General features: G+C 61.3%; 20 protein-coding genes. 10 read left to right on the top strand and 10 right to left on the bottom strand.

The features are described from left to right. Positions 1 to 9: 9 nt before the first annotated feature. The 7 genes from WNE31_RS11335 to WNE31_RS11365 all read left to right on the top strand — a co-directional run bounded on the left by WNE31_RS11335 (position 10) and on the right by WNE31_RS11365 (position 6,800). Positions 10 to 525: an arsenate reductase ArsC gene (locus tag WNE31_RS11335; protein WP_349979890.1), complete on the top strand. Its 516-nt coding sequence runs from the start codon at positions 10 to 12 to the stop codon at positions 523 to 525. Next, positions 526 to 1,578, top strand: a complete 1,053-nt coding sequence (gene arsB, locus WNE31_RS11340; protein WP_349979891.1) for an ACR3 family arsenite efflux transporter — start codon at positions 526 to 528, stop codon at positions 1,576 to 1,578. It abuts the gene before it with no gap. Positions 1,579 to 1,589: 11 nt separating this feature from the next. Next, positions 1,590 to 2,600 carry an ArsJ-associated glyceraldehyde-3-phosphate dehydrogenase gene (locus tag WNE31_RS11345; protein ID WP_349979892.1) on the top strand — a complete coding sequence of 337 codons (1,011 nt, stop codon included), beginning with the start codon at positions 1,590 to 1,592 and terminating at the stop codon, positions 2,598 to 2,600. Between the two features lie 22 nt (positions 2,601 to 2,622). Next, a complete protein-coding gene (locus WNE31_RS11350; RefSeq protein ID WP_349979893.1) occupies positions 2,623 to 3,633 on the top strand; it encodes a DUF1036 domain-containing protein in 1,011 nt (336 codons plus the stop codon). Between the two features lie 6 nt (positions 3,634 to 3,639). After that, entirely contained in the window at positions 3,640 to 4,884 is a 1,245-nt protein-coding gene (arsJ, locus tag WNE31_RS11355) for an organoarsenical effux MFS transporter ArsJ (protein ID WP_349979894.1), read from the top strand. Between the two features lie 72 nt (positions 4,885 to 4,956). Next, positions 4,957 to 5,790 carry a peptidylprolyl isomerase gene (locus tag WNE31_RS11360; RefSeq protein WP_349979895.1) on the top strand — a complete coding sequence of 278 codons (834 nt, stop codon included), beginning with the start codon at positions 4,957 to 4,959 and terminating at the stop codon, positions 5,788 to 5,790. Next, complete coding sequence (locus WNE31_RS11365) at positions 5,787 to 6,800, top strand: HupE/UreJ family protein (RefSeq protein WP_349979896.1); 1,014 nt, start codon at positions 5,787 to 5,789, stop codon at positions 6,798 to 6,800. The genes WNE31_RS11360 and WNE31_RS11365 overlap by 4 nt, the downstream gene beginning before the upstream one ends. A gap of 19 nt (positions 6,801 to 6,819) precedes the next feature. Here WNE31_RS11365 and WNE31_RS11370 read toward each other — a convergent pair whose 3' ends face one another. The 6 genes from WNE31_RS11370 to pobA are packed head-to-tail and all read right to left on the bottom strand — an operon-like array spanning position 6,820 to position 11,411. Beyond that, entirely contained in the window at positions 6,820 to 7,656 is an 837-nt protein-coding gene (locus WNE31_RS11370) for a 3-oxoadipate:acetyl-CoA acetyltransferase (RefSeq protein ID WP_349979897.1), read from the bottom strand. 29 nt (positions 7,657 to 7,685) lie between these two features. Next, positions 7,686 to 8,306, bottom strand: a complete 621-nt coding sequence (gene pcaG, locus WNE31_RS11375; protein WP_349979898.1) for a protocatechuate 3,4-dioxygenase subunit alpha — start codon at positions 8,304 to 8,306, stop codon at positions 7,686 to 7,688. Next, positions 8,306 to 9,034 carry a protocatechuate 3,4-dioxygenase subunit beta gene (pcaH, locus tag WNE31_RS11380; RefSeq protein WP_349979899.1) on the bottom strand — a complete coding sequence of 243 codons (729 nt, stop codon included), beginning with the start codon at positions 9,032 to 9,034 and terminating at the stop codon, positions 8,306 to 8,308. The genes pcaG and pcaH overlap by 1 nt, the downstream gene beginning before the upstream one ends. A gap of 48 nt (positions 9,035 to 9,082) precedes the next feature. After that, positions 9,083 to 9,460, bottom strand: coding sequence for a 4-carboxymuconolactone decarboxylase (gene pcaC, locus WNE31_RS11385; RefSeq protein WP_349979900.1), 378 nt, complete (start codon positions 9,458 to 9,460; stop codon positions 9,083 to 9,085). Beyond that, entirely contained in the window at positions 9,457 to 10,242 is a 786-nt protein-coding gene (gene pcaD / locus WNE31_RS11390; RefSeq protein ID WP_349979901.1) for a 3-oxoadipate enol-lactonase, read from the bottom strand. Before pcaD ends, pcaC begins: the two co-directional genes overlap by 4 nt. Further along, on the bottom strand, positions 10,242 to 11,411 hold the full coding sequence (gene pobA, locus WNE31_RS11395; RefSeq protein WP_349979902.1) for a 4-hydroxybenzoate 3-monooxygenase: 1,170 nt from the start codon (positions 11,409 to 11,411) through the stop codon (positions 10,242 to 10,244). The genes pcaD and pobA overlap by 1 nt, the downstream gene beginning before the upstream one ends. Positions 11,412 to 11,510: 99 nt before the next feature. On the opposite strand from pobA, the gene pcaQ reads away from it, so the two are divergent. Further along, on the top strand, positions 11,511 to 12,434 hold the full coding sequence (gene pcaQ, locus WNE31_RS11400) for a pca operon transcription factor PcaQ (protein WP_349979903.1): 924 nt from the start codon (positions 11,511 to 11,513) through the stop codon (positions 12,432 to 12,434). On the opposite strand, the gene WNE31_RS11405 is transcribed toward pcaQ, so the two are convergent. The 4 genes from WNE31_RS11405 to WNE31_RS11420 are packed head-to-tail and all read right to left on the bottom strand — an operon-like array spanning position 12,431 to position 16,726. Continuing rightward, positions 12,431 to 13,720 carry a flavin-dependent oxidoreductase gene (locus WNE31_RS11405; RefSeq protein ID WP_349979904.1) on the bottom strand — a complete coding sequence of 430 codons (1,290 nt, stop codon included), beginning with the start codon at positions 13,718 to 13,720 and terminating at the stop codon, positions 12,431 to 12,433. The two genes, pcaQ and WNE31_RS11405, sit on opposite strands and share 4 nt — an antisense overlap. Positions 13,721 to 13,733: 13 nt before the next feature. Further along, entirely contained in the window at positions 13,734 to 15,047 is a 1,314-nt protein-coding gene (locus WNE31_RS11410; RefSeq protein ID WP_349979905.1) for a TRAP transporter large permease, read from the bottom strand. Continuing rightward, a complete protein-coding gene (locus WNE31_RS11415; RefSeq protein WP_349979906.1) occupies positions 15,044 to 15,628 on the bottom strand; it encodes a TRAP transporter small permease in 585 nt (194 codons plus the stop codon). Before WNE31_RS11415 ends, WNE31_RS11410 begins: the two co-directional genes overlap by 4 nt. A gap of 57 nt (positions 15,629 to 15,685) precedes the next feature. Continuing rightward, positions 15,686 to 16,726, bottom strand: coding sequence for a TRAP transporter substrate-binding protein (locus tag WNE31_RS11420; RefSeq protein ID WP_349979907.1), 1,041 nt, complete (start codon positions 16,724 to 16,726; stop codon positions 15,686 to 15,688). A gap of 588 nt (positions 16,727 to 17,314) precedes the next feature. On the opposite strand from WNE31_RS11420, the gene WNE31_RS11425 reads away from it, so the two are divergent. Then, positions 17,315 to 18,661: an efflux RND transporter periplasmic adaptor subunit gene (locus WNE31_RS11425; RefSeq protein ID WP_349979908.1), complete on the top strand. Its 1,347-nt coding sequence runs from the start codon at positions 17,315 to 17,317 to the stop codon at positions 18,659 to 18,661. Next, positions 18,654 to 21,779, top strand: coding sequence for an efflux RND transporter permease subunit (locus tag WNE31_RS11430; protein WP_349979909.1), 3,126 nt, complete (start codon positions 18,654 to 18,656; stop codon positions 21,777 to 21,779). The genes WNE31_RS11425 and WNE31_RS11430 overlap by 8 nt, the downstream gene beginning before the upstream one ends. The last annotated feature ends 56 nt before the right edge of the window (positions 21,780 to 21,835 follow it).

Raw genomic sequence — 21,835 nt, forward strand, 5'->3', positions numbered from 1 at the left:
GACGGGCCAATGACTGAAAAACCCTATAACGTGCTGTTCCTCTGTACCGGGAATTCGGCGCGTTCGCTCATGGCTGAGGCGATTGCCCAACGCGAGGGCGCGGGGCGGTTCCGCGCCTTTTCGGCGGGGTCGCATCCGCGCGGTGAACCCCACCCCTACACACTCGATCTTTTGAAAGGGATCAACCACGATACGTCTTTTGCCCGCTCAAAAAGCTGGGAAAAATTCGCAGGGCCGGATGCCCCGAAGATGGACTTCGTGTTCACCGTCTGTGACCAGGCCGCGCAAGAGGAATGCCCGGTCTGGCCGGGCCAGCCGATGACGGCGCATTGGGGCGTATCGGACCCGACCAAAGCCGAAGGCACCGAGGCCGAAAAACGTCTGGCCTTTTCCGAGGCCTACCGGATGCTGCGCAACCGCATTTCGATTTTCACCAACCTGCCGATCGAGGCGCATGATCGCTTTGCCCTGCAGCAGAAACTGGACGAGATCGGCACAAATACCGATCTGGCGGAAGACCCCTGAATGACGGATCACGCAGCGCAGGCCAAGGCGGGACTTGGCACTTTTGAACGTCTTTTGTCACTTTGGGTGGCGCTGGCCATCGGGGCGGGCATACTTCTGGGCAGCCTGTTCCCGTCGATTTTCGGCGGGTTGGCGGCGCTTGAAGTGGCTTCGGTCAACTTACCGGTGGCGATCCTGATCTGGGCAATGGTCTATCCGATGATGGTGGGCGTCGATTTCGGGGCCATCACACAGGTCGGGCGCAAACCCAAGGGGCTGGTCATCACGCTTGTGGTGAACTGGCTGATCAAACCTTTCACCATGGCGCTGTTGGGTGTGCTGTTCTTCGAGGTGATCTTTGCCCGCTGGATCACACCCGAGGACGCGGCGCAATATTTGGCAGGCGTGATCCTTCTGGGGGCCGCGCCCTGTACGGCGATGGTGTTTGTTTGGTCCAACCTCGTACGCGGGGATGCCACCTATACGCTTGTGCAGGTCAGTGTGAACGACCTCATCATGGTCTTTGCCTTTGCGCCGATCGTCGCGCTTTTGCTGGGGGTGACCGATATCGTTGTGCCATGGAACACGCTGATCCTGTCGGTTCTGCTTTATATCGCGCTGCCGCTGATCGCGGGCATCCTGACACGGCGCAACCTGATCACCTCAGGGGGCGAGGCCGCCGTCGAGGCGTTCAAGGACCGCCTACGCCCGGCCTCGGTCGGGGGGCTGTTGCTGACGGTGGTGCTGTTGTTCGGCTTTCAGGCGCAGGTCATTCTGGACAAACCGCTGGTGATTGTCCTGATCGCGATCCCGTTGCTGATCCAGACCTACGGTATCTTCTTCATCGCCTATGGCGCTGCGCGGGCGTGGCGGGTGCCATTCGAAGTTGCCGCCCCCTGCGCGCTGATCGGCACCTCGAATTTCTTTGAACTGGCGGTCGCCGTGGCGATTTCGCTCTTTGGCCTTGGCTCGGGCGCGGCGCTTGCGACCGTGGTCGGCGTATTGGTCGAAGTGCCCGTAATGCTCTCGCTTGTGGCCTTTGCCAACCGCACGCGCGGCTGGTTTCCCTCCTGAAGGATACTCTGATGACAAAAATTGCAATCAATGGCCTCGGCCGCATGGGTAAGCTGGTGATCCGCAGCTTCTTTGACCTCGGGCTTGATGCCGAGATCGTCTTGCTGAACGACGCCATGGGCGATGCCGCGCTGCACGCGCATCTCTTGGAGTTCGACACGGTGCACGGGCGCTGGCGTGCGGACTTTGCCCATGACGCGGACAATATTACCGTTGATGGCCAGCGGATGCGCTTTACCGCGACCCGCAACCTTGAGGAACTGCCTTTGGAGGAAATGGGCGTTGACCTCGTTGTGGACTGCACCGGTGCCTTCAAGACCAACGCCAAGCTGCAACCCTATTTTGATGCGGGCGTGAAAAAGGTGGTCGTGTCGGCCCCGGTCAAGGAAGACGATGCTGCCAATATCGTCTATGGCGTGAACCACGATATCTATGACGCAGAGGCGCACAAGGTCATAACCGCTGCCTCTTGCACGACGAACTGTATCGCTCCCGTGGTGCAGGTGATCCGCGCACATCTGGGGATCGAGCAGGCATCGTTCACCACCATTCACGACGTGACCAACACCCAGACCATTGTCGACCGCGCCCACAAGGATCCGCGCCGGGCGCGCTCGGCGCTTAACTCGCTGATCCCGACCACCACCGGGTCTGCCAAGGCAATCATCCAGATTTTCCCTGACCTCGAAGGCCGGATCGACGGTCATGCCGTGCGGGTACCGCTGCTGAATGCCTCGCTGACAGATATCGTGTTCAACGTGGCGCGTGACACCACCGCAGAAGAGGTCAACACCCTGCTGGAAGACGCATCGCACGGGGCCTTGGAGGGCATTCTCGGGTACGAAACCCGCCCCTTGGTCAGCTGTGACTATACCAACGACGACCGCTCGACCATCATTGATGCCCTTTCAACCCGCGTGATCGGGGGGCGGCACGTGAAAATCTATGCTTGGTACGACAACGAGTGGGGCTACGCTTGGCGATTGGCGGATGTCACCCGTATGGTGGTGGCATCTCTTTGATCCAACCGGAAAGGGGACAGCCATGTTCCGCCTGCTTTTGATCACCACGACTTTTTGCGCTGCGACTGCCGCACAGGCCGAGTTGCGGGTATGTAACGAAACCGATGCAAAGGCTAGTGTCGCCATCGGCTATAACGATGGCGGGGTCTGGACGTCGGAAGGGTGGTGGAACATCCCGCCTTATGATTGCTCGGTCGTGCAGGGCGGGGATCTGACCAAAAAATACTATTACTACCGGGTGACGTCGGAACGCTATTCCTGGCCCGGTGAGCGGTATTTCTTCTGTACCTCGCAGTCGGCCTTTACCATTGCTGGGGATGAGGATTGCGCGGCACGGGGCTATGACCAGTCCGAATTCCGCCAGATTGAGGTCGGCGGCTTGACCAGCTACACGCTGAACCTGACCGCGGCCGCCAGTGCACCGCCGCCACCGCCACCCCCCGAGCCGTCGCCCGCGCGCACCGATCCGCCGGGCACCCATGGCGAACCCTATACGATCAGCGGAATCCTCAGCCATTGTGATTTCTATGACGTCTCGATGGCCTGTGAAATCCACGCCAACGGGTTCCGCTATGTCGCAAACTCGTCCGGTCCCACACCTCAGACCCTGTTAGAGGAAATGGCCGATCTGGGCGAAAACCGCCCCGTCTCGATCTCGGGTGACATGATCTTCTACGAGGGAAATGTCGCCGAAGTCACGATCCGCGACTACGAGGCGACGGGCACCGACCCCTACGCCGCCTACCGCGCGGGTATGCAGGGGTTTTGGCGGTCGATGGATGATCCGAATTTCGAAGTGCTGATCTATGGCAGCGTCTATGAAGAGATGTATCAGCAGATCTCGACCAGCACCTCGACCATGTTCTTCACACAACGCTGTGAAGACTCGCCCGGTTCGGGGCCGGCTTTCGAACTTGTGCCTTACGGCGAAACCGAAGCGGACAGGTGCATGTTCATCCTGAACACCGGCCAGACCCTTGAACTGCATCCGGCCGGGGTGATGAACGACCTGCGTTTCTTCAAGGTGAACTAAAGACACATGACACCCGACATCGCGCGCCCGCAGGGGCTGGCTGCTTATATCACCGTGACGGCGGCCTACTGGGCCTTCATGCTGACCGACGGCGCGTTGCGGATGCTGGTGCTTTTGCATTTCCACACGCTGGGGTTCAGCCCGGTGCAACTGGCCTATCTGTTCATTCTCTACGAGGTGATGGGCATCGTCACCAACCTGTCGGCGGGCTGGCTGGCGGCGCGGTTTGGCCTGACCTCGACCCTATATGCGGGGCTGGGCCTGCAGATCGTGGCGCTTGTCGCGCTGGCCCAACTGGATCCGGCATGGGGGCTGGCCGCTTCGGTGGCGTTCGTGATGGGGGTGCAGGGCCTGTCGGGTGTGGCCAAGGATCTTTCCAAGATGTCGGCCAAATCAGCGGTCAAGCTGCTCGCGCCCGAGGGCAATGGCGGGCTCTTCAAATGGGTGGCGGTGCTGACTGGGTCCAAGAACGCGGTCAAAGGCGTCGGATTTCTGCTGGGCGCGGTACTTCTTGGGGTGTGGGGGTTTACCACGTCGATCTGGGTGATGGCGGCGGTGCTCGCCGTCATCCTGACCGGCGTAATTGCATTCATGCCCGCGGGCCTGCCACAAGGCAAAAAGTCAGCGAAATTCAGCCAGGTCTTTTCCAAGGACAGCAATATCAACCGGCTTAGCCTTGCCCGCATGTTCCTGTTCGGGGCGCGGGATGTGTGGTTCGTAGTCGGCGTCCCGATCTATTTCTATGCGGTCCTGTCGGATGGCAGCGAAGAGGGCAACCGCGCGGCCTTTTTCATGATTGGCTCTTTCATGTCCGTCTGGATTATCCTCTACGGGTTTGTGCAGGGGCTGGCACCGAAACTTCTGAAGGCCGCGACCAGCACCACGCCCGAGATCGTTCACAAAGCGGTGGTCTGGTGCGCGGTGCTGACCGTGATCCCGCTGACCCTTGCGGTGGTGGTCTGGCTGGACCTGCCGTACCTGACGGTGATCCTCGTGGCGGGCTTGATGGTGTTCGGGTTCGTGTTCGCGGTGAATTCGTCAGTCCATTCCTACCTGATCCTTGCCTTCACCACGGGCGAGCATGTGACGATGGATGTAGGGTTCTACTATATGTCGAACGCGGCGGGGCGGCTGTTGGGTACGCTTCTGTCCGGGCTGAGCTATCAGGCGGGGGGGCTGCCCCTGTGTCTGTTCACAGCAGCAGTCATGGCAGCGGCTTCGACACTGGCGGCCAATCGGTTGCGCAGCTAGGGCGCGGTTGGGCCTTGCCACCGGGGGCGGAGTTGCTAGGTTTCCCAAAGAGCCCCCAAGAGCGAGCCCGGCATGAAACTTCTCCGAGAACCCCTCTTCCATTTCTTTCTGCTGGGGGTGCTGATTTTTGCATGGTTCACGGTGCAGGATGACGGTGTGCCCTCGCAAAGCGATCCGTCGCAGATCGTGATAGACGCGCAGGATATCGAACGCCTAAAGGCCCAGTTCGAAGGCGCGCGCCAGCGCCCCCCAACCGACGCTGAGATGCAATCCCTTGTGAACAGCCTGGTGGAAGAAGAAATCCTCGTGCGCGAGGCATTGGCGCTGGGTCTGGATCAGGGTGACGGGGTGGTGCGGATGCGGCTGGCGCAGAAAATGTCCTTTCTGACCACCTCTGTCGCGCAATCCCTGCAACCTGACGACGCCGACCTGATCGCTTTCATGGAACAGACCCCCGAGGCCTACCAGACCGCACCAAGGGTCAGTTTCCGTCACGTGATGCTGCGCCCGGATGAAGACCCCGCCGCCGTGGCCGTCACCCTGAACGCGGGCGGCAATCCGAACGGGATAGGCACGCGCAGCCTGTTGCCGGAAACCCTCAACCAGGTCGTGCAAACCGCCGTGGACGGCACTTTCGGGCGCGGGGTCTTTGACCAGATCGCTGTCCTGCCACAGGGGCAATGGGCGGGGCCGGTCGCATCCGGCTATGGCACGCATCTCGTATTCGTCGAGGCCTTCACCCCCGCGCGGATGCTGCCCTTTGAAGAGGTGCGCGAGGATGTGTTACAAAACTGGCGCCGTGATCAGGCCGAGGCCCTGACCAAGGCCCAGATGCAGGCCTTTCGCGCCAATTATGACATACAACTGCCCGCAGGGGTGTCGCTGCCTGAGGATGCCGCGGAATGAGCGTGCTGCGCCATTTCCTTCTGGGGCTGCTCCTGACCATTGGGGCCGCGCTCTCGGCCAATGCGCACGCGCTGGAACCCGGTTATCTGGACCTGCGGCAACTGACGAACGAAGGCTGGCAGGTGTTCTGGCGCAAACCCGACGTACAGGGCGCCCCGATGCGTATCGACGCGGTGCTGCCCGAACCCTGCATCCCGGCACATGGCGATGCCCCGCGCTTTGACGGCTATGCCTGGATCGCGTCGTGGGTGGCACAGTGCAAGGGCGGGCTGGAAGGGGGCGTCGTGTCCATTCCGGGGCTTGAGGCGCAGCGCACTGATGTGCTTGTCCGTCTGCAACCGCTGGAACAGCCTATGTCTACGGTGCGCCTGACACCTTCGCAAATCTCGTTTGTCGTGCCCGTCGCGCTGAGTGGTTCAGAGGTGTTCCTAAGCTATCTTGGGCTTGGTTTCGAACATATTCTGGAAGGTCTGGACCATTTGCTGTTCGTCTTCGCGCTGTTGCTGATCGTGCGGAATCCGTGGCGTCTGGTGGGCACGATCACGGCCTTTACCGTGGCGCATTCGATCACGCTGGCGCTTGCCACGCTGGGGCATATCCGCCTGCCGGGGCCACCGGTCGAGGCGGTGATCGCCCTGTCCATCGTGTTTCTGGCGGTGGAAATCCTCAAGCACGAGCAGGGCGAGATGCGCCTGTCGGAACGGGCGCCGTGGCTGGTGTCCTTCGGGTTCGGGCTTTTGCATGGGTTCGGGTTCGCGGGCGCGCTGACCGAGATCGGCCTGCCCCCGGGGGACATTCCGCTGGCGCTGTTGGCGTTCAATGTCGGGGTCGAACTGGGGCAGTTGACTTTTGTCGCGGCGGTGCTGGCGATGTTTGCCACGATCCGTATTGCCGCCCCCGCGCTGGCCCGGCAGGTGCGCGAGCCGCATCTGCCCGGCACGCTGATGCTTGGCTATGCGATTGGCGGCATGGCAACCTTCTGGCTGGTCCAGCGGCTTACGGCGTTTTAGGGCGCCGCCGCCCGCAGCGTCACGCGTCTGGCATCCGCAGGCCCAGCATCTCGCGCGCCTGTTGCCATGTTGCGACGGGGCGGTCGTATTTGTCGCAAAGATTGACCGTGCGCTTCACCAGCGCCGCGTTCGAGGGGGCCAGCGTGGTCCGGTCCAACCGCACGTTATCCTCGAGCCCCGTGCGCGTGTGGCCACCCGCAGCAATCGCCCATTCATTCACGACGATCTGGTTCGGGCCGATCCCGGCTGCGCACCATTCGGCGGCGGGCGCACGGTCCTGCATGATCTTCACGTAAAAATCGAACACTTCCTTGTCGACGGGCATGGCGTTTTTTACACCCATGACGAACTGCACATAAAGCTTGCCCGGCAGGGTACCCTCTGCGTTCATGCGGATCGCCTGCAGGATATGGCTGAGGTCAAAGGCTTCGATCTCGGGGGTGATGTCATAGCTGTGCATCTCGCCGGCCAGCCATGCCACAAGATCGGGACTGTTGGGATAGATGCGGGTCGGAAAGTTCACCGATCCCACAGACAAGGACGCCATATCGGGACGCAGGGGCAGCATGCCCCCGCGTTCCTTCTCGGCCCCCGAGCGCCCCCCCGTCGAAAATTGCACGATCATGCCCGGACAATGGGTTTCGATCCCTTCTTTCAGACGCGCGAATTTCTCGGGGTCCGATGTCGGGGTCTGGTCGTCATTGCGCACATGCACATGCGCGATGGTCGCCCCCGCCTCGAAAGCCTCTTGCAGGCTCTCGACCTGTTCGGCAACGGTGATCGGCACTGCAGGGTTGTTTTCCTTGCGGGCCACCGATCCTGTGATGGCGCAACAGATGATACAGGGTTTGGTCATGGTCCGGGGTCCTGGTCTTGGCGGTTGGATCAGATATCGAAGAAGACGGTTTCGTCTTCACCTTGCAGCTTGATATCGAAACGGTAAACCACTTTGCCATCCCGTTCGCTGCGCTTGGCAAGCAGGGTTGCCCTGCGGCGTTCCCACTCGATGATGTTCAGCACGGGGTCTGCGGCGTTGGCGTCTGCCTCGTCCTCAAAGTAGATGCGCGTGTTCAGCCCGACATTGATGCCACGGGCCACGATCCAGAGATTGATATGCGGGGCCTGTGTGCCGACATTGCGGCCGCGCGTTCGGCCCGGCTTCACGGTCTCAAACGCCCACTCACCGGTATCAAAGTCGGTGATAACGCGGCCCCAGCCCCGGAACCCGTCCTCGACATTGCCACCGCCCTCGGGGTGGGCATAGTTGCCGTCGGCATTGGCTTGCCACGCTTCCAGAAGCACGTCCTTGATCGGTGATCCCGTGCCGTCGATCACGATCCCCTCGACGCGGATTCGTTCCCCCTTGGCATTCGGCCCCGCGATGTCCCAGCCCAGTTCCTGCCTGTAAATGTCAAAACCCGCCGCCCCGGGGGCAAGGCCGATATGGACATAGGGACCGGCGGTCTGTGACGGGGTTTCCTTGAGATAATTCAGTTGCTGAGGCATCAGTTTCCCTCCAGCCTGTTTTCAAACAGGGTCGAGCGCCGCCCCCGCAGGATGATGTCGAATTTATAGGCCATGCTGTCCAGCGGGATGGTTGCGTTCAGATCCAGTGCGGCCACCAGTTGTTCAACGGCATTCGGATCAGGAATGGTGTTGACGATCGGGCACTTGGCGATCAACGGATCGCCCTCGAAATAACACTGTGTGATCAGGCGCTGCGCAAACCCGGTGCCGAACACCGACACATGGATGTGCGCCGGTCTCCAGTTGTTGACCCAGTTGCGCCACGGATAAGCGCCGGGCTTGACCGTGCGGAAATAGTAATAGCCGTTCTCGTCGGTCAGCGTGCGCCCGCAGCCGCCGAAATTGGGGTCGATCGGGGCTAGGTAGGTGTCTTTCTTGTGCCGGTACCGCCCGCCTGCATTGGCCTGCCAGATCTCGACAAGCGTGTTGGGTACGGGCCGGCCGTTCTCATCCAGAACCCGTCCATGCAGGATGATCCGCTCGCCAATCGCGCTTTGGTCGGGTTGGGCGTAGTTGTAGATCAGATCATTATCCAGCGGATCAATGTCATTGTGACCAAAGACCGGACCTGTGATCTCGCTGACCGAGTTCTGCAAGGAAATCAGCGAATACTGGGGCGAGCGCGCCACGCTGGTTTTGTAATCCTTTGCATAGGCGGGCGGATGCCACTCTCGGTCTCTCTGGTAGAATTCGCCAGGCTTGTTCATGGGCGGTTCTCCTTTTCGTAGCTGGGATATACAACGCGTTTCCCGGCGTTATTCGTTTTCCATCTCGTCATAGGTCTGCTTGGCCAGCTTCAGCGCATGGTTCGCACGGGGCACGCCAGCATAGACGGCCACGTGCTGAAACGCCTCGAGCACGTCCTGTTTGCTGGCTCCGGTGCGGGCGGTGGCGCGGATATGCATCGGGATTTCTTCGAAATTCCCCAGCGCCGCCAGCAGGGCCAGCGTCAGCATCGACCGTTCGCGGTCGCTGATCCCATCCGATGCCCAGACCGTGCCCCAGGCCCCTTCGGTGATCAGGGTCTGGAAGGGCTGGTCAAACGCGGTTTTGCCGTTTTCGGCGCGGTCCACGTGGTCATCGCCAAGGATCTTGCGCCGCACGCGCATGCCGTTTTCGAAACGCTCGCTCATAGAACGGTCTCCTTCAGGAATGCGGTCAGATGACCGGCGAACAGGGCGGGCTGCTCGACACATGGCAGGTGCCCCGCGTCTTCAATTTCAACGAAACGCGCGCCCGGCACCAGTGCCGTTGTCGCGCGAACAAGATCGGGCGGGCTGGCGCCGTCATCGCTGCCACCGATACCCAGCACGGGCAGGCGTAGCGTGGCGGTTGTTCCGGACAGGTCCGTGCCGGCAATCGCCGCACAACAGCCCAGATAGCCCTCGACCGGCGTCCGCGTCAGCATGTTGCGCCAGGCTTCGGCTTCGGGCGTCTTCAGAAATGCGGCTGCAAACCAGCGGTCCAGGATGGCATCAGCCAGCGCCTCGATCCCGCCCGCACGGATGCTGTCGATGCGGTCTTGCCACATCCCGGCCTCACCCATTTTCGCAGCGGTGTTCGACAGGACCAGCGCCCGGACCAGATCGGGGCGACGGGCGGCCAGCGCCTGCCCGATCATCCCGCCAATCGAAAGCCCGACCAGTACGCAGTCTTTTACCCCGAGATGGGTCAGCAGGGCCTCGGTGTCGTCGACCAGATCATCCATGCGATACGGGGCAGGGGGGCAGAAAGACAATCCGTGACCCCGTTTGTCGAACCGGATGATCCGCAATCCCGCAGGCAGGCGCGGCACGATCTTGTCCCAAAGGCGCAGATCGGTGCCCAGCGAATTGGCAAAGACAACCGGCACCCCCGACGGGTCGCCGTCTTCGTGCCAGTGCAGGTGGACCTTATCCAGCGTCGCCATGGGCATCAGTAGGGCAGCCCCACATAGTTCTGGGCAAACACCGATTGCGCATCGCGATTGTCGCGCAGGAATTTGACATCCGCCTCCTGGATCTTGAGGTCAAAGGCGTTCTGCTCGGGGAAGCGGTGCAAGAGATTGGTGGTGGACCAGCTGAACCGTTCCGCCTTCCAGATGCGGGCCAGCGCCTTTTCCGAATAGCGGTCGATGCCCTCGCTGTCGCTCTCTTCGTAAAACTGCAGCAGCCCGTTGTAGAGATAGTGGATATCGCTGGCCGCCGTGTTCAGCCCCTTGGCCCCCGTCGGCGGGACGATATGGGCGGCATCGCCGCACAGGAACAAGCGCCCCCAGCGCATGGGTTCGGTCACGAAAGACCGCAGGGGCGCGATCGATTTCTCGATGGACGGCCCCGTGACAAGAGTGTCTGCAAACTCGGTCGGGATGCGGCGTTTCAATTCCTCCCAAAAGGCCGCATCGGTCCAGTCATCGGGCGAGTCCGACAGGGAACACTGGATATAGTACCGGCTGAGATTTTCGTTGCGCATCGAGCACAGCGCAAAGCCGCGATCCGAGCCGGAATAGATCAGTTCTTCGTGCACGGGCGGCGTTTCGGACAAAACGCCAAGCCAGCCGAAGGGATAAAGTTTTTCGTATTCCTTGCGTACGGTCAGGGGGATCGACTGGCGGCTGACCCCGTGGAACCCGTCGCAGCCCGCCACAAAGTCACAGTCGATCCGCTGTTCAGTGCCACCAACGACATAGGTCACATAGGGGGCATCGCTGTCGGCGTCGTGAATGGCGACATGCTCGGCGTTGAAAACGATCTTGCCATTCGCTTTTTCGCGCGCGTCGTAAAGATCTCGGGTGACCTCGGTCTGGCCATAGACCACGACATGGCGCCCGGTCAGGTCCTGAAAATTGATGCCGAACTGTGTCTCGCCATAAGCGATGACCGTGCCGTCATGCACAAAGCTTTCCTTGTCCATCCGCGCACCGACGCCCGCCTCGTGCATCAGGTCGACAAAGCCGGTTTCAAGGATACCGGCGCGAATCCGCCCCAGCACATAGTCACGGGTCTTGCGTTCCAGAACGATGCTGTCGATGCCCTTGCGGTGTAGAAGCTGGCTGAGAAGCAGCCCCGAAGGTCCGCCGCCGATGATGGCAACCTGAGTGCGCATGTGATCCTCCTCCTTGACCCTTTCTTCAGATAATGCTTGCCAAAACAGGCGAAGTAAAATGAAGATACATGCGGTTTCATTGTCGAAATTGGAAAGTATATGATCGACCGCCGCATCAAGTTTCGCCATATCCAGTGTTTTGTCGAGATCTGCCGCGAACAAAGTCTCAAGCTTGCCTCGGAAAAGCTGTTCCTGACGCAGCCCGCGATTTCCAAGACGCTGAAAGAACTGGAAGAGATCATGGGCGCGACGTTGCTGGTACGTAACCGTTCGGGGGTCAGTCTGACCCGGCAGGGCGAGGTGTTCCTGCATTTCGCTGAAATGTCCCTTGCGGCCCTGCAGCAGGGGCTGACCGGTGTGGAACAGGTGGGCGCACAAGGCAAGACACGCCTTTCGGTCGGGGCCTTGCCCTCGGTAGCGGCCCGACTGATGCCGGATGTGGCCACCGAATTCGCCGCACTCGCGCCCCAGACAAGCCTGCGGATCATGGACGGGCCGCACGGGTACCTTGTCGAAAGGTTGCGCCTTGGGGAGCTGGATTTGGTGATCGGGCGCCTTGGGCAGGCCGACACGATGCAGGGTATTTCCTTTACCCAGCTTTACGAGGAACGGGTCGAATTCGTGGTGCGGGCGGGGCACCCGCTGTTGGCAGATCCCGACCTCAAGAAAATCGGCGACTGGCAGGTGATCTATCCGCCCGAAGGCTCGGCCATCCGGGCGCTTGTGGACCGTTACCTGATCGCGCATGGCGTGGGCGAGATCGCGCACCGGCTGGAAACTGTGTCGGGGGCGTTTGGGCGGGTCTATACCCGACGGACCGACGCGGTCTGGATCATCTCGGCCGGGGTGGTGGCCAATGAAATTGCCGACGGGCATTTGGTGGCGCTGCCGTTCGAGACCTCGATCACACGTGGCCCGGTCGGGCTGATGCACCGGCCCGACGATATCCTGTCACCGCAGGCGCAGATCTTTGGTCTGGCCGTGAACACCGTGCTCGACAGGCTGGGGCTGCGCGCGGGCTAGGGGGTTGTCTTGACCTTGGCACCGGTGGGGATGGTCGGGGGGGCGGCGTTCAATGTGTCGCGTGCGAACCCGGCGGCGGCCTTGTACCGCGCCATGAACGCGGCGCGTTCTTCTTTGGGGATGACGTCGTCAATCGTGTCAAAGATGCCGCCGCACCGGTCATTGACCATGTTCAGCAATCCGAAGGGCCCCGCGCCACGGTTGCGCAGGATCAGCTCGGAGACCGGCCCGCACAGGGTGGCGTCATAGTCGGCAAGGGCCTCGGCTGTCACCCCATGCTGCAGGAACTTCGCCCCAAGCGTGCGCGCGTCGATAATGGCCTGGCTTGCCCCGTTTGATCCGGTCGGATACATCGCATGGGCCGCATCCCCCATCAGGGCGACCGGCCCCTCGACCCATGTCGGGATCGGGTCGCGGTCGATCATCGGGTTTTCATAGGTCGCATCGGCCCCGCGGATCAGCGCAGGCACATCCAGCCAGTCATAGGTCCAGCCGTCAAAGTGATGGGCAAAGTCTTCTGTGCCGACCTGCCGGAACCAGCCGGTGGTCTCGTGGGCGGAGGGATCATCATAGGTGACCTCGGCGATCCAGTTGACCAGCGCCAGGCCCGTGTCAGGGTCGGGGTGCGAAATCGGATAGATCACCATCCGGTGCTCATGCGTGCCCAGCCCGATAAAGGATGATCCGGTGCGCACCGGTTTGGTGCGCGTGGTGCCCCGCCACATCACCGCGCCGCCCCAGTGAATCGGCGGCTGGTCCGGGTGCATCTGGGCGCGAATGGCGGAATGGATGCCGTCGGCTCCGATCAACAACGTGCCGGTTTCGCGCCTCTCACCCCTGTCGGTGTCCAGAAGAACCGATACCCGCCCGTCCTTTTCGATTTCGTAGCCCGTCGCGCGGGCACCCAACCGGACGGATTCAGCACCGGCAAGGGAAACAAACCGGTGATACAGCGCCATATGAAAGACGCCGCGATGCACCGCGTATTGCGGCCAGTCATACCCGGCATCGGTGCCTCGGGGCTCGGCATGGATTTCCTGCCCGTTCAGGCCCACAAGCGCCCATTCGCGCGCTGGCACGCCGAACTGGTCAAGATCCTGTGCGGTGAACCCGAGATCGAACAATTCACGCACCGCATTGGGTTGCAGGTTGATACCTACGCCCAGCGGCTTCAAGTCACGCACGGTCTCGAACACCAGACACTCGACGCCGATCTGGTGCAGGGTCAGCGCCAATGACAGGCCACCAATCCCGCCACCGGCAATCAATACACGGGGCTGTGCCATGGCAGGGTCCTTTCTAGGGGATCAGGAAAAGCGTGATGGCCGGGAACAGTACTAGGATGATTACCCGCACGATGTCCGAGGTGACGAACCACATCACCGCCTTGTAGGTCTCGACCATCGGCGTCGTGCGGTCCATGGCGTTGATGATGAACAGGTTCATGCCCACCGGGGGCGTAATCAGTCCCACCTCGACCACGATCAGAACAAGGATGCCGAACCAGATCGCGACATGTTCGGGGCTCATCCCGAAATCCAGTGCGCTGATCACCGGAAAGAAGATCGGGATCGTCAGCAGGATCATCGACAGGCTGTCCATGAGACAGCCAAACACCAGATAAAACGCAAGGATCATGCACAGTACCATCCACGGGCTGAGGCCAAGGCTCAGCACCCAGTTGGATAATTCCTGCGGCACCTGGCTGAGGGCGAGGAAGCTGTTGTAAAGCCCCGCACCCAGCACGATGAAAAAGATCATCGCGGTGCTGGTGGCGGTGGCAATGATGCTTTCGACGAACACTTTCCAGTTCAGGTTGCCGGACAACAGGGCAATCACGCCCGTTCCTGCCGCGCCCACGGCGGCCCCTTCCGTGGGGGTGAACCAGCCAAGATAGATGCCGCCCACGACAAGCCCAAAGACCAGCAGCACCGGCCACACATCCAGCAGCGCACGGATCCGTTCGGCATAGGGGGTTGGCGCGCGCGTTCCCGCAGCGTCAGGGTAAAGGCGGACGTAGATCGAAATCGTGATGATATAGCCGATCGCGGCCAGGATGCCGGGGACAAAGGCCGCAAGGAACAGTTTCGCAATGTTCTGTTCCGTCAGAATGGCATAGATCACGAGGATTACCGAGGGCGGGATCAGGATACCCAGCGTGCCCCCTGCGGCCAGCGTCGCCGTCGAAAACCCGCCGGAATAGCCATAGCGGCGCAGTTCGGGCAGGGCGACACGGCTCATCGTGGCGGCGGTGGCCAGCGACGAGCCACAGATCGCGCCGAACCCCGCACAAGCCCCGACCGAGGCCATGGCGACGCCCCCCTTGCGGTGGCCAAGCCAGCTTTCTGCGGCCTTGAACAAGGCCGAGGACATGCCCGACAGCGTCGCGAACTGGCCCATCAGCAGGAACATCGGGATAATGGTCAGCGAATAGCTCGAGAAGGTCGAATAGGTTTCAGTCTTCAGCTTGGCCATGAACATGTTGGTACCGCCCATAGCGAAATAGAGGCCCCCGATACCGCACAGGAACATGGCCAAGCCAATCGGCGCGCGCAGGAAGATCATTACCAGCAGGATGGGGAAGGACACGTAGCCCAGTTCTAGCATGCTCAATGGATTGCCTCCCCGGCATAAGGCAGAATGTGCCGCCCCGTCATCAGTTCTATGATCCGTGCAATGGCGCAGTAGACAGCGACGAGTGAGGCAACAACGGCGGCCAAAAAGCTGAAGCCATAGGCCCACCAAACCGGAAACTGCAGAAGGAACGTGGTTTCGCCATAGGCCATCTTGGACTGCAAACCGACAAACAGGCGCCACGTGATCAGCAGGATCACAGCGGTCAGCACCACTTCCCAGAAGGTGACGATGATCCTGTTTACCTTGGGGGGCAGCGCATTGGTGAACACATCCACCGTCGCGTGGCTGCCATACAGCTGGCAGATCGGCAGGAAGGCAAAAATCGCAAAGGCGACGCCTGCCTCGACAAGTTCGAAATCCCCGTTCACGGGACCGACGCCCGTGGCGATCAGGGCATTGGCGGCCCCCTCGGACAGGGTCTTTAGCGTGTCGGAATGCCCGAATGTATTCAGACCACGCCCCAGAACGCTGACGCAGGTCAGCGCAACAAGGGCGGTCAGAACCACGCCGCCCGCGATCGCCATGATCCGTGCAAGCCGTTCGACCAGTGAGTGCATGAAATTCTCCCGCAGGATGGTTTCCCCCGATCCACGACCGGGGGAAATGTCAGGCTCTTAAGAGCCGCTGTTCTTGGCGATCAACTCGATCGCGCGATTGTACAAGGCCGTGCCGTCCATACCCTTTTCATCCATTTCGGCGATCCAGGCATCGGTCGTCGGCTGTGCCGCGGTTTTCCATTCGGCGACCTGATCGGGGCCCAGCGTGATGATGTTGTTGCCACGCTCCATCGCCTGCTTGTGCGAGGGGGCATCGTCGGACTGCATCTGTTTGCCCGCAAAGGCCGAGAAATCCGCGCCGGAATTGGCGTCGATCACGGCCTTCAGATCGTCAGGCAGCGCATTCCACCGGTCCTTGTTCATCGCGAAGATAAACGTGGTGGTATACAGCGTCTCGTCGCCGAACATGGTGTGGTTGCCCACCAGTTCGTTCACTTTCAGCGCGCCGGTCACTTCCCACGGGATTACGGTTGCGTCGATCACCCCTTTCGACAGTGCCTCGGGCACCGCCGGAACCGGCATACCGACCGGTGTCGCGCCAAGGCTGCTGAACATGCCGTTGGTTACGCGGGTCGGCGCGCGCAGTTTGACGCCGTTCAGGTCGGCAACGCTTTCGATCGGTTTCTTGGAATGGATCAGACCGGGGCCATGCACCCACAGGCCAAGAACTTTGAAATCCTTGAAGTCCTGATCCATCATGGTTTCTTCGGCCAGCTCCCAATAAGACCGCGACACCGCCTCGGCATTGGTCATGGTAAAGGGCAGTTCAAACACTTCGGCCCGCGGGAATCGTCCTGGCGTATACCCTGCAACGGTCCAGATGATATCGGCCACGCCATCAATGGCCTGGTCAATCAGTTGCGGGGGCTTGCCGCCCAGTTGCATGGATGGGAAATGCTGGATCGCGATGCGCCCGTCCGAGTCCGCCTCGACCTTCTTGGCCCAGACGTCCAGAATGTTCTTGGGCACGTTTGCCTGCGCCGGCAGGAACTGGTGCATCCGCAAAGTGACATCTGCCGCAAAGGCGCCGGTGCTGATGGCGCCAAAGGCAAGTGCCGCAACTGCGGTCTTGAGAATGCTTCTGCGAGTGTTGGTCATGGTCTCCTCCCTTGAATGACCCGGACGCGTCCTTTGTTTTTTCTGCAAGCGTCCTGTTGTTTGTAAACGATCTCCGGCCATTTACACGAATTTATTGTCGGTCTGGCGCGGGTCGGTGTGTTGTGCGTGGTGCTGGTTTTATCCCAAAGGCGGGAAGCAGCGGGGCGCGCGCTTCTGCGAGTCGGGGGCACACTGTCCCCTACAACAAGTTTGCTGCATCACGTTTCCTCCTGAGACCAGATTGCCTGCATAAATGGTAAAGGTAAATTGAGCATTCATCGGGTTTTCTTTCCTTTTTTGGAAAGTTTTAGGTCATTTCGATGCCGCTTAGCCCCCTGACACGCCTGTTGACAGGATAAGCCGCGAAAATTCGCAAAAGCTGCGACGGAAACGCAGGCCACACTCGTTCTAAGCAAATTCCGACCTGCGACCGGGAAATGGCAGGGCGTCGCCCATGTCAGGGCCTGTCCTTTTGTCCAGAGCCGCGTATGGTCGGAGCCAACCCAAGGGCGTGCCCAAAGGCGGCACGATCTTGGGCAATTTCAGAAAGACGGCCGTGCAGGCCGCAGCAAGACCGGATTTTGACGTATGACACTTCGCCCGTTTCTCATTCTTCCCCCCATCGTTCTGGCCGTCGGGGTGTTTGTCCTGATGAACCGCTCCGGCGACGCCCCGCAGGACATGACAGAGGAACGTGCATTGGCGGTGCGCGTCCAGACCGTGGCCCCGCAAGAAATCACGGGCACAGCCACGGGCTATGGTCGCGCCGAAGCAGTGCGCACATGGTCGGCCATCGCCGAGGTCCAGGGCCGCGTGACCTACCTGCCTGAGGACCACGCTGTCGGTGCCATTGTTGAGGCGGGAACCGAATTGGTCCGCATCGACACCACCGATTACGACCTCGCGCGGCAAAAGGCCGAGGCCAATATCGCCGTCGTCGAAGCTCAGATGGCTGAACTGGACCAGCAAGAGGCCAATTCACGCGCCATGCTCGAGGTGGAAGAGCGTATTCTCGATGTGGCCGAATCTGAATTCGCGCGCATAGAAAGCCTGTTCGACCGTGGCACCTCCAGCCAGTCGGCGCTGGACGGGGCGCGGCGCACGCTGCTGTCGCAAACGGTGTCGGTCGCCAACCTGAAAAATACGATCTCGCTTTACCCGTCCAAGCGCCAGTCGCTTGAGGCGACCATGTCGCTGCGCCGTTCGGAAATTGCCGAGGCGGAACGCGCGATTGAAAAGGCCACGATCCGCGCGCCGTTCCGGGGGCGTATCTCGGCCACCAATACCGAGGCCGGGCAATATGTGCGGTCGGGGGATCTGCTGCTGAGTCTTGACGATGTGTCGGCGGTTGAAATCACCGCCGAGGTGCAGCCCTCGGAATTCGGACCGATGATCGCGCTGGCCTTTCAGGGCACCCTGTCGCCGGATGAAAGCATCGACACCACGCAGGCGGTCAAGATGCTGACCCGCGCAGGAATCACCGCCGAGGTTTTTATGGCGCAGGGCGGGTTCGAGGCCACCTGGCCGGCCGATCTGGTGCGCACGCGTGGCACGCTGGACGCCGACACCGGCGCGCTGGGCATGGTGGTGCGCGTGAAGGATCCTCTGGTCAGTGTACGCCCGATCAACAGGCCGCCGCTGAATGCGGGCACCTTCGTGGGAGTGCGGTTTTCCACCGGCCCGCGCCCTGGCGTCATCGCGATTCCGCGCAGCGCGGTGCGCTATGACGACGACGGCGCGCCCTTTGTCTATCTTGCCGATGCCAACAACCGCCTGTCTCTTGCCCCCATTGAGGCGGGGCCGGTGATCGGGGCCAATGTGATTGTTTTGAATGGTCTTTCGGGGGGCGAATCCCTGTTGCTGTCGGCGCCGCGCCCGCCTGTCCCGGGCATGAAGCTGGCCCCCCTGACCGAGAAGGCGCTGCAAGATGATTGACTGGTTTGTCCGCCATCCGGTTGCCGCCAATCTGTTGATGGCATTGATCTGCGTTCTGGGCCTTACCTCGATCGGCGGGATCAAACGCGAGACTTTCCCCGACATCACGCCCTCGACCGTGATCGTCAGCGTGATTTATCCCGGTTCGTCCGCTGTGGATGTGGACGAGGAAATCTGCACCCCGATCGAAGACGCCCTGACCGGCACCACCGGTCTTGCGGAACTGACGTGCCTGTCGCTTGACGGCGTGGCGACTGCCACGGCCGAACTTGTTGAAGGCGGCAATGTCAGCGAATTTTACAACGATGTCTTTTCCGCCGTGTCCGAGATTGACGATTTCCCCTCGGATGCGGAGCCGCCCTCGGTCAAGATGGGCGGCCGAACCGAGTTGATCGCGATGCTGGCCGTGTCGGGCATTTCCGGCAAGGAGGGGCTGAAATCCTATGCCGACGAACTGGCCGAGACCCTGCAACAGGTGCCCGGTGTCTCAGAGGCGCGCGTGACCGGGATCACCGATAGGGAATTGCGGATCATGTTCGACGAACAGGCGTTGCAGCGCTTTGGCGTCTCCGGGCGCGAGATCGTTTCGGCCATCAATGCCCGCAGCTTGCGCCAGCCCCTTGGCTCGTTGGAGGCCGACGAGGGCAGCGTCGTCCTGCGCTATTCCGATGCGCGGCGCACCATCACCGAATTGCAGGATCTCATCATCCTTGAAAACGATGCCGGCGGCATGGTGCGTCTGAGCGATCTGGCGCGCATCCAGCTTGTCGACAAGGACGAAAACCAGCAGTCTTTCATAAATGGCGATCAGGCCGCGATCCTGTATGTGTTCAAGGCCAACGAGGCCGACGCGATCCGCACCTTTGACGGGGTCGAGGCGGTGCTTCGGGCCGAAGAAGCGGCCTATCCCGATCCGTTCAAGATCACGGTCACCTTCAACATGACCGACCTTGTCGAAGAACGTCTGACCCTGATCCTCAAGAACACCGCCATCGGTCTGGCGCTGGTCTTCGGCACGATGTGGCTGTTCTTTTCGTTCGGCCATTCCCTGTGGATTTCCGCGTCGCTGCCTGTGTCGTTCCTGGGCACCATGTTCCTGATGCAGGCGCTGGGCGTGTCGATCAACATGCTGACCCTTGTGGCGTTGCTCATGGCGGTGGGGCTGATCATGGACGATTCCATCGTGATCGCCGAAAACATCGACCGGCACCGGCGCAAGCTGTCGCCCTATGATGCGGCCTCGCGGGGTACGCGCGAGGTCATGCCCGGTGTGGCGTCCTCGTTCCTGACCACAGCCTGTGTCTTTGGGCCATTGATGTTCCTTTCAGGGGACATGGGGCAGGTACTGCGCTTTATTCCCATCGTACTTTTGATGACGCTGGCCCTGTCTCTGGTCGAGGCGTTCCTGATCCTGCCGCATCACCTTGCCCATGCCGGGCGCGGCACACACGGGGCGGCCACGGAAAGCCGCGCTTCGCAGGTGCTGAACCGCGTGAAAGAGGCCGCGGTGATCCCCGTGGTCAAGCTGTTCGTGCGCTGGCGGTACCTGACGCTTGGCGCGGTATTTGGCCTGTTGATTGTGACCGTGGGTATGGTCACATCCGGCATGGTCAAGGTGGTCGGGTTCCCCACCATCGAGGGCGATACCGTTCAAGCTCGCTTTGCGCTCAGTTCCGGGATCACGCGCGAGCGCACCATTGACACGGTGGATCAGATGCTGGCCGCACTGGACCGCGTAGATGCGGCCTATACGCCACTGACCGATGGGCAAGAGCCGTTGGTCAAACGCGTCATGGTGCAATACGGGGTGAATGCCGATGTGAACGACAACGGATCGCATTCGGCCACCATCGTCGTAGACCTTCTGGAAAGTGCCCGCCGCAACGTGAGCGCGCAGGACTTCCTGCGCGCCTGGCGTGCCGAAACAGGCCCCGTGCCGGATCTGGTCCAGTCAAGTTTTGCGCAGGCCGAAATGGGGCCGGGTGGGGCGGATGTGGATATCGAGATATCCGGCCGTGACCCCGTCAATGTCGAACGCGCCGCCACTGCCCTTTTGCAGGGCTTGCAGGATCATGACGGCGTGACCGAGGTTTACCAGGATTTCTTTGGTGGCCGTCAGGAGGTGCAACTAGCCCTCAACCCCTATGGCTATGCCGTGGGCCTGACGCCGCAATCCCTTGCCGAACAGCTGCGCAATGCCTTTGCAGGGTCCGAGACCGACAGCTTCCGCACCGGTGCGTCGAACATGGCGGTGCGGGTGCAGATCGGCGATAGTGTCGCAAACCTCAGTGCGCTGGAAACCTTTCCTGTGCTGGTCGGGCAAGGAAAGAAAACCGCGCTCAGCACCGTGGCGGACCTGCGCGTCACGACAAGCTATCCCAACATCACCCGCCGCAACGGCAAGGTGATCGCCCATGTTGTCGGGCAGCTGGACCGCAGCGTCGTCTCGCCGAACGAGGTCGCCGCCCACGTCACCAACGTGCTTGCCCCCGAGGTGATGGCGGCCCTCCCCGATGTTCAGATCGCAAACCGCGGCGCGGTCGAAGACCAGCAGCGGTCGCAAAGCTCCATCCTCGGCAAGCTGATCGTCGGCTTGGTCGGGGTCTATGCGGTGCTGGCCTTCCAGTTCCGTAGCTACACCCTGCCCATCGTCATCATGCTGTCGATCCCCTTTGCCCTGATCGGGACCATCCTTGGCCACTGGGCCACGGGCATCAATCTTGCCATGCCCAGTTTCATTGGCTTTGCTTCGCTGGCGGGAATCGTGGTGAATAACGCGATCCTGTTCCTGACGTTCTTCCAAAGCAATCTGCAGGAAGAAGATCACGTCTCGGCGGCGATTGACGCGGTGCGCGACCGGTTCCGCCCGATCCTGATCTCGACCGGCACCACAATTGCGGGCCTGTTGCCGCTGATCTCGGATGGCAGCCCGCAGGTGCAGACCATGGTGCCGCTGGTGGTGGCGGTGGCCTCCGGGCTTGCGGCGTCGATGGTTCTTGTGGTGCTGGTCCTGCCCGCCACGCTGACCATCTATTTCGACATGGTGTCCGCCTCGGCCTGGAAGGCCAGGTTCACGGGCGGCCCCGAGGCAGGGTCGGTGACAAAAGAACCCGCGTGAGGGCGCGCTTTGTGCGGGGGCGTTGTACTGCTAGTATGATGGGGTCCGGGTCGTCG

The sequence above is a fragment of the Shimia fortis genome, from assembly GCF_040225985.1.
GTDB lineage: Bacteria > Pseudomonadota > Alphaproteobacteria > Rhodobacterales > Rhodobacteraceae > Shimia.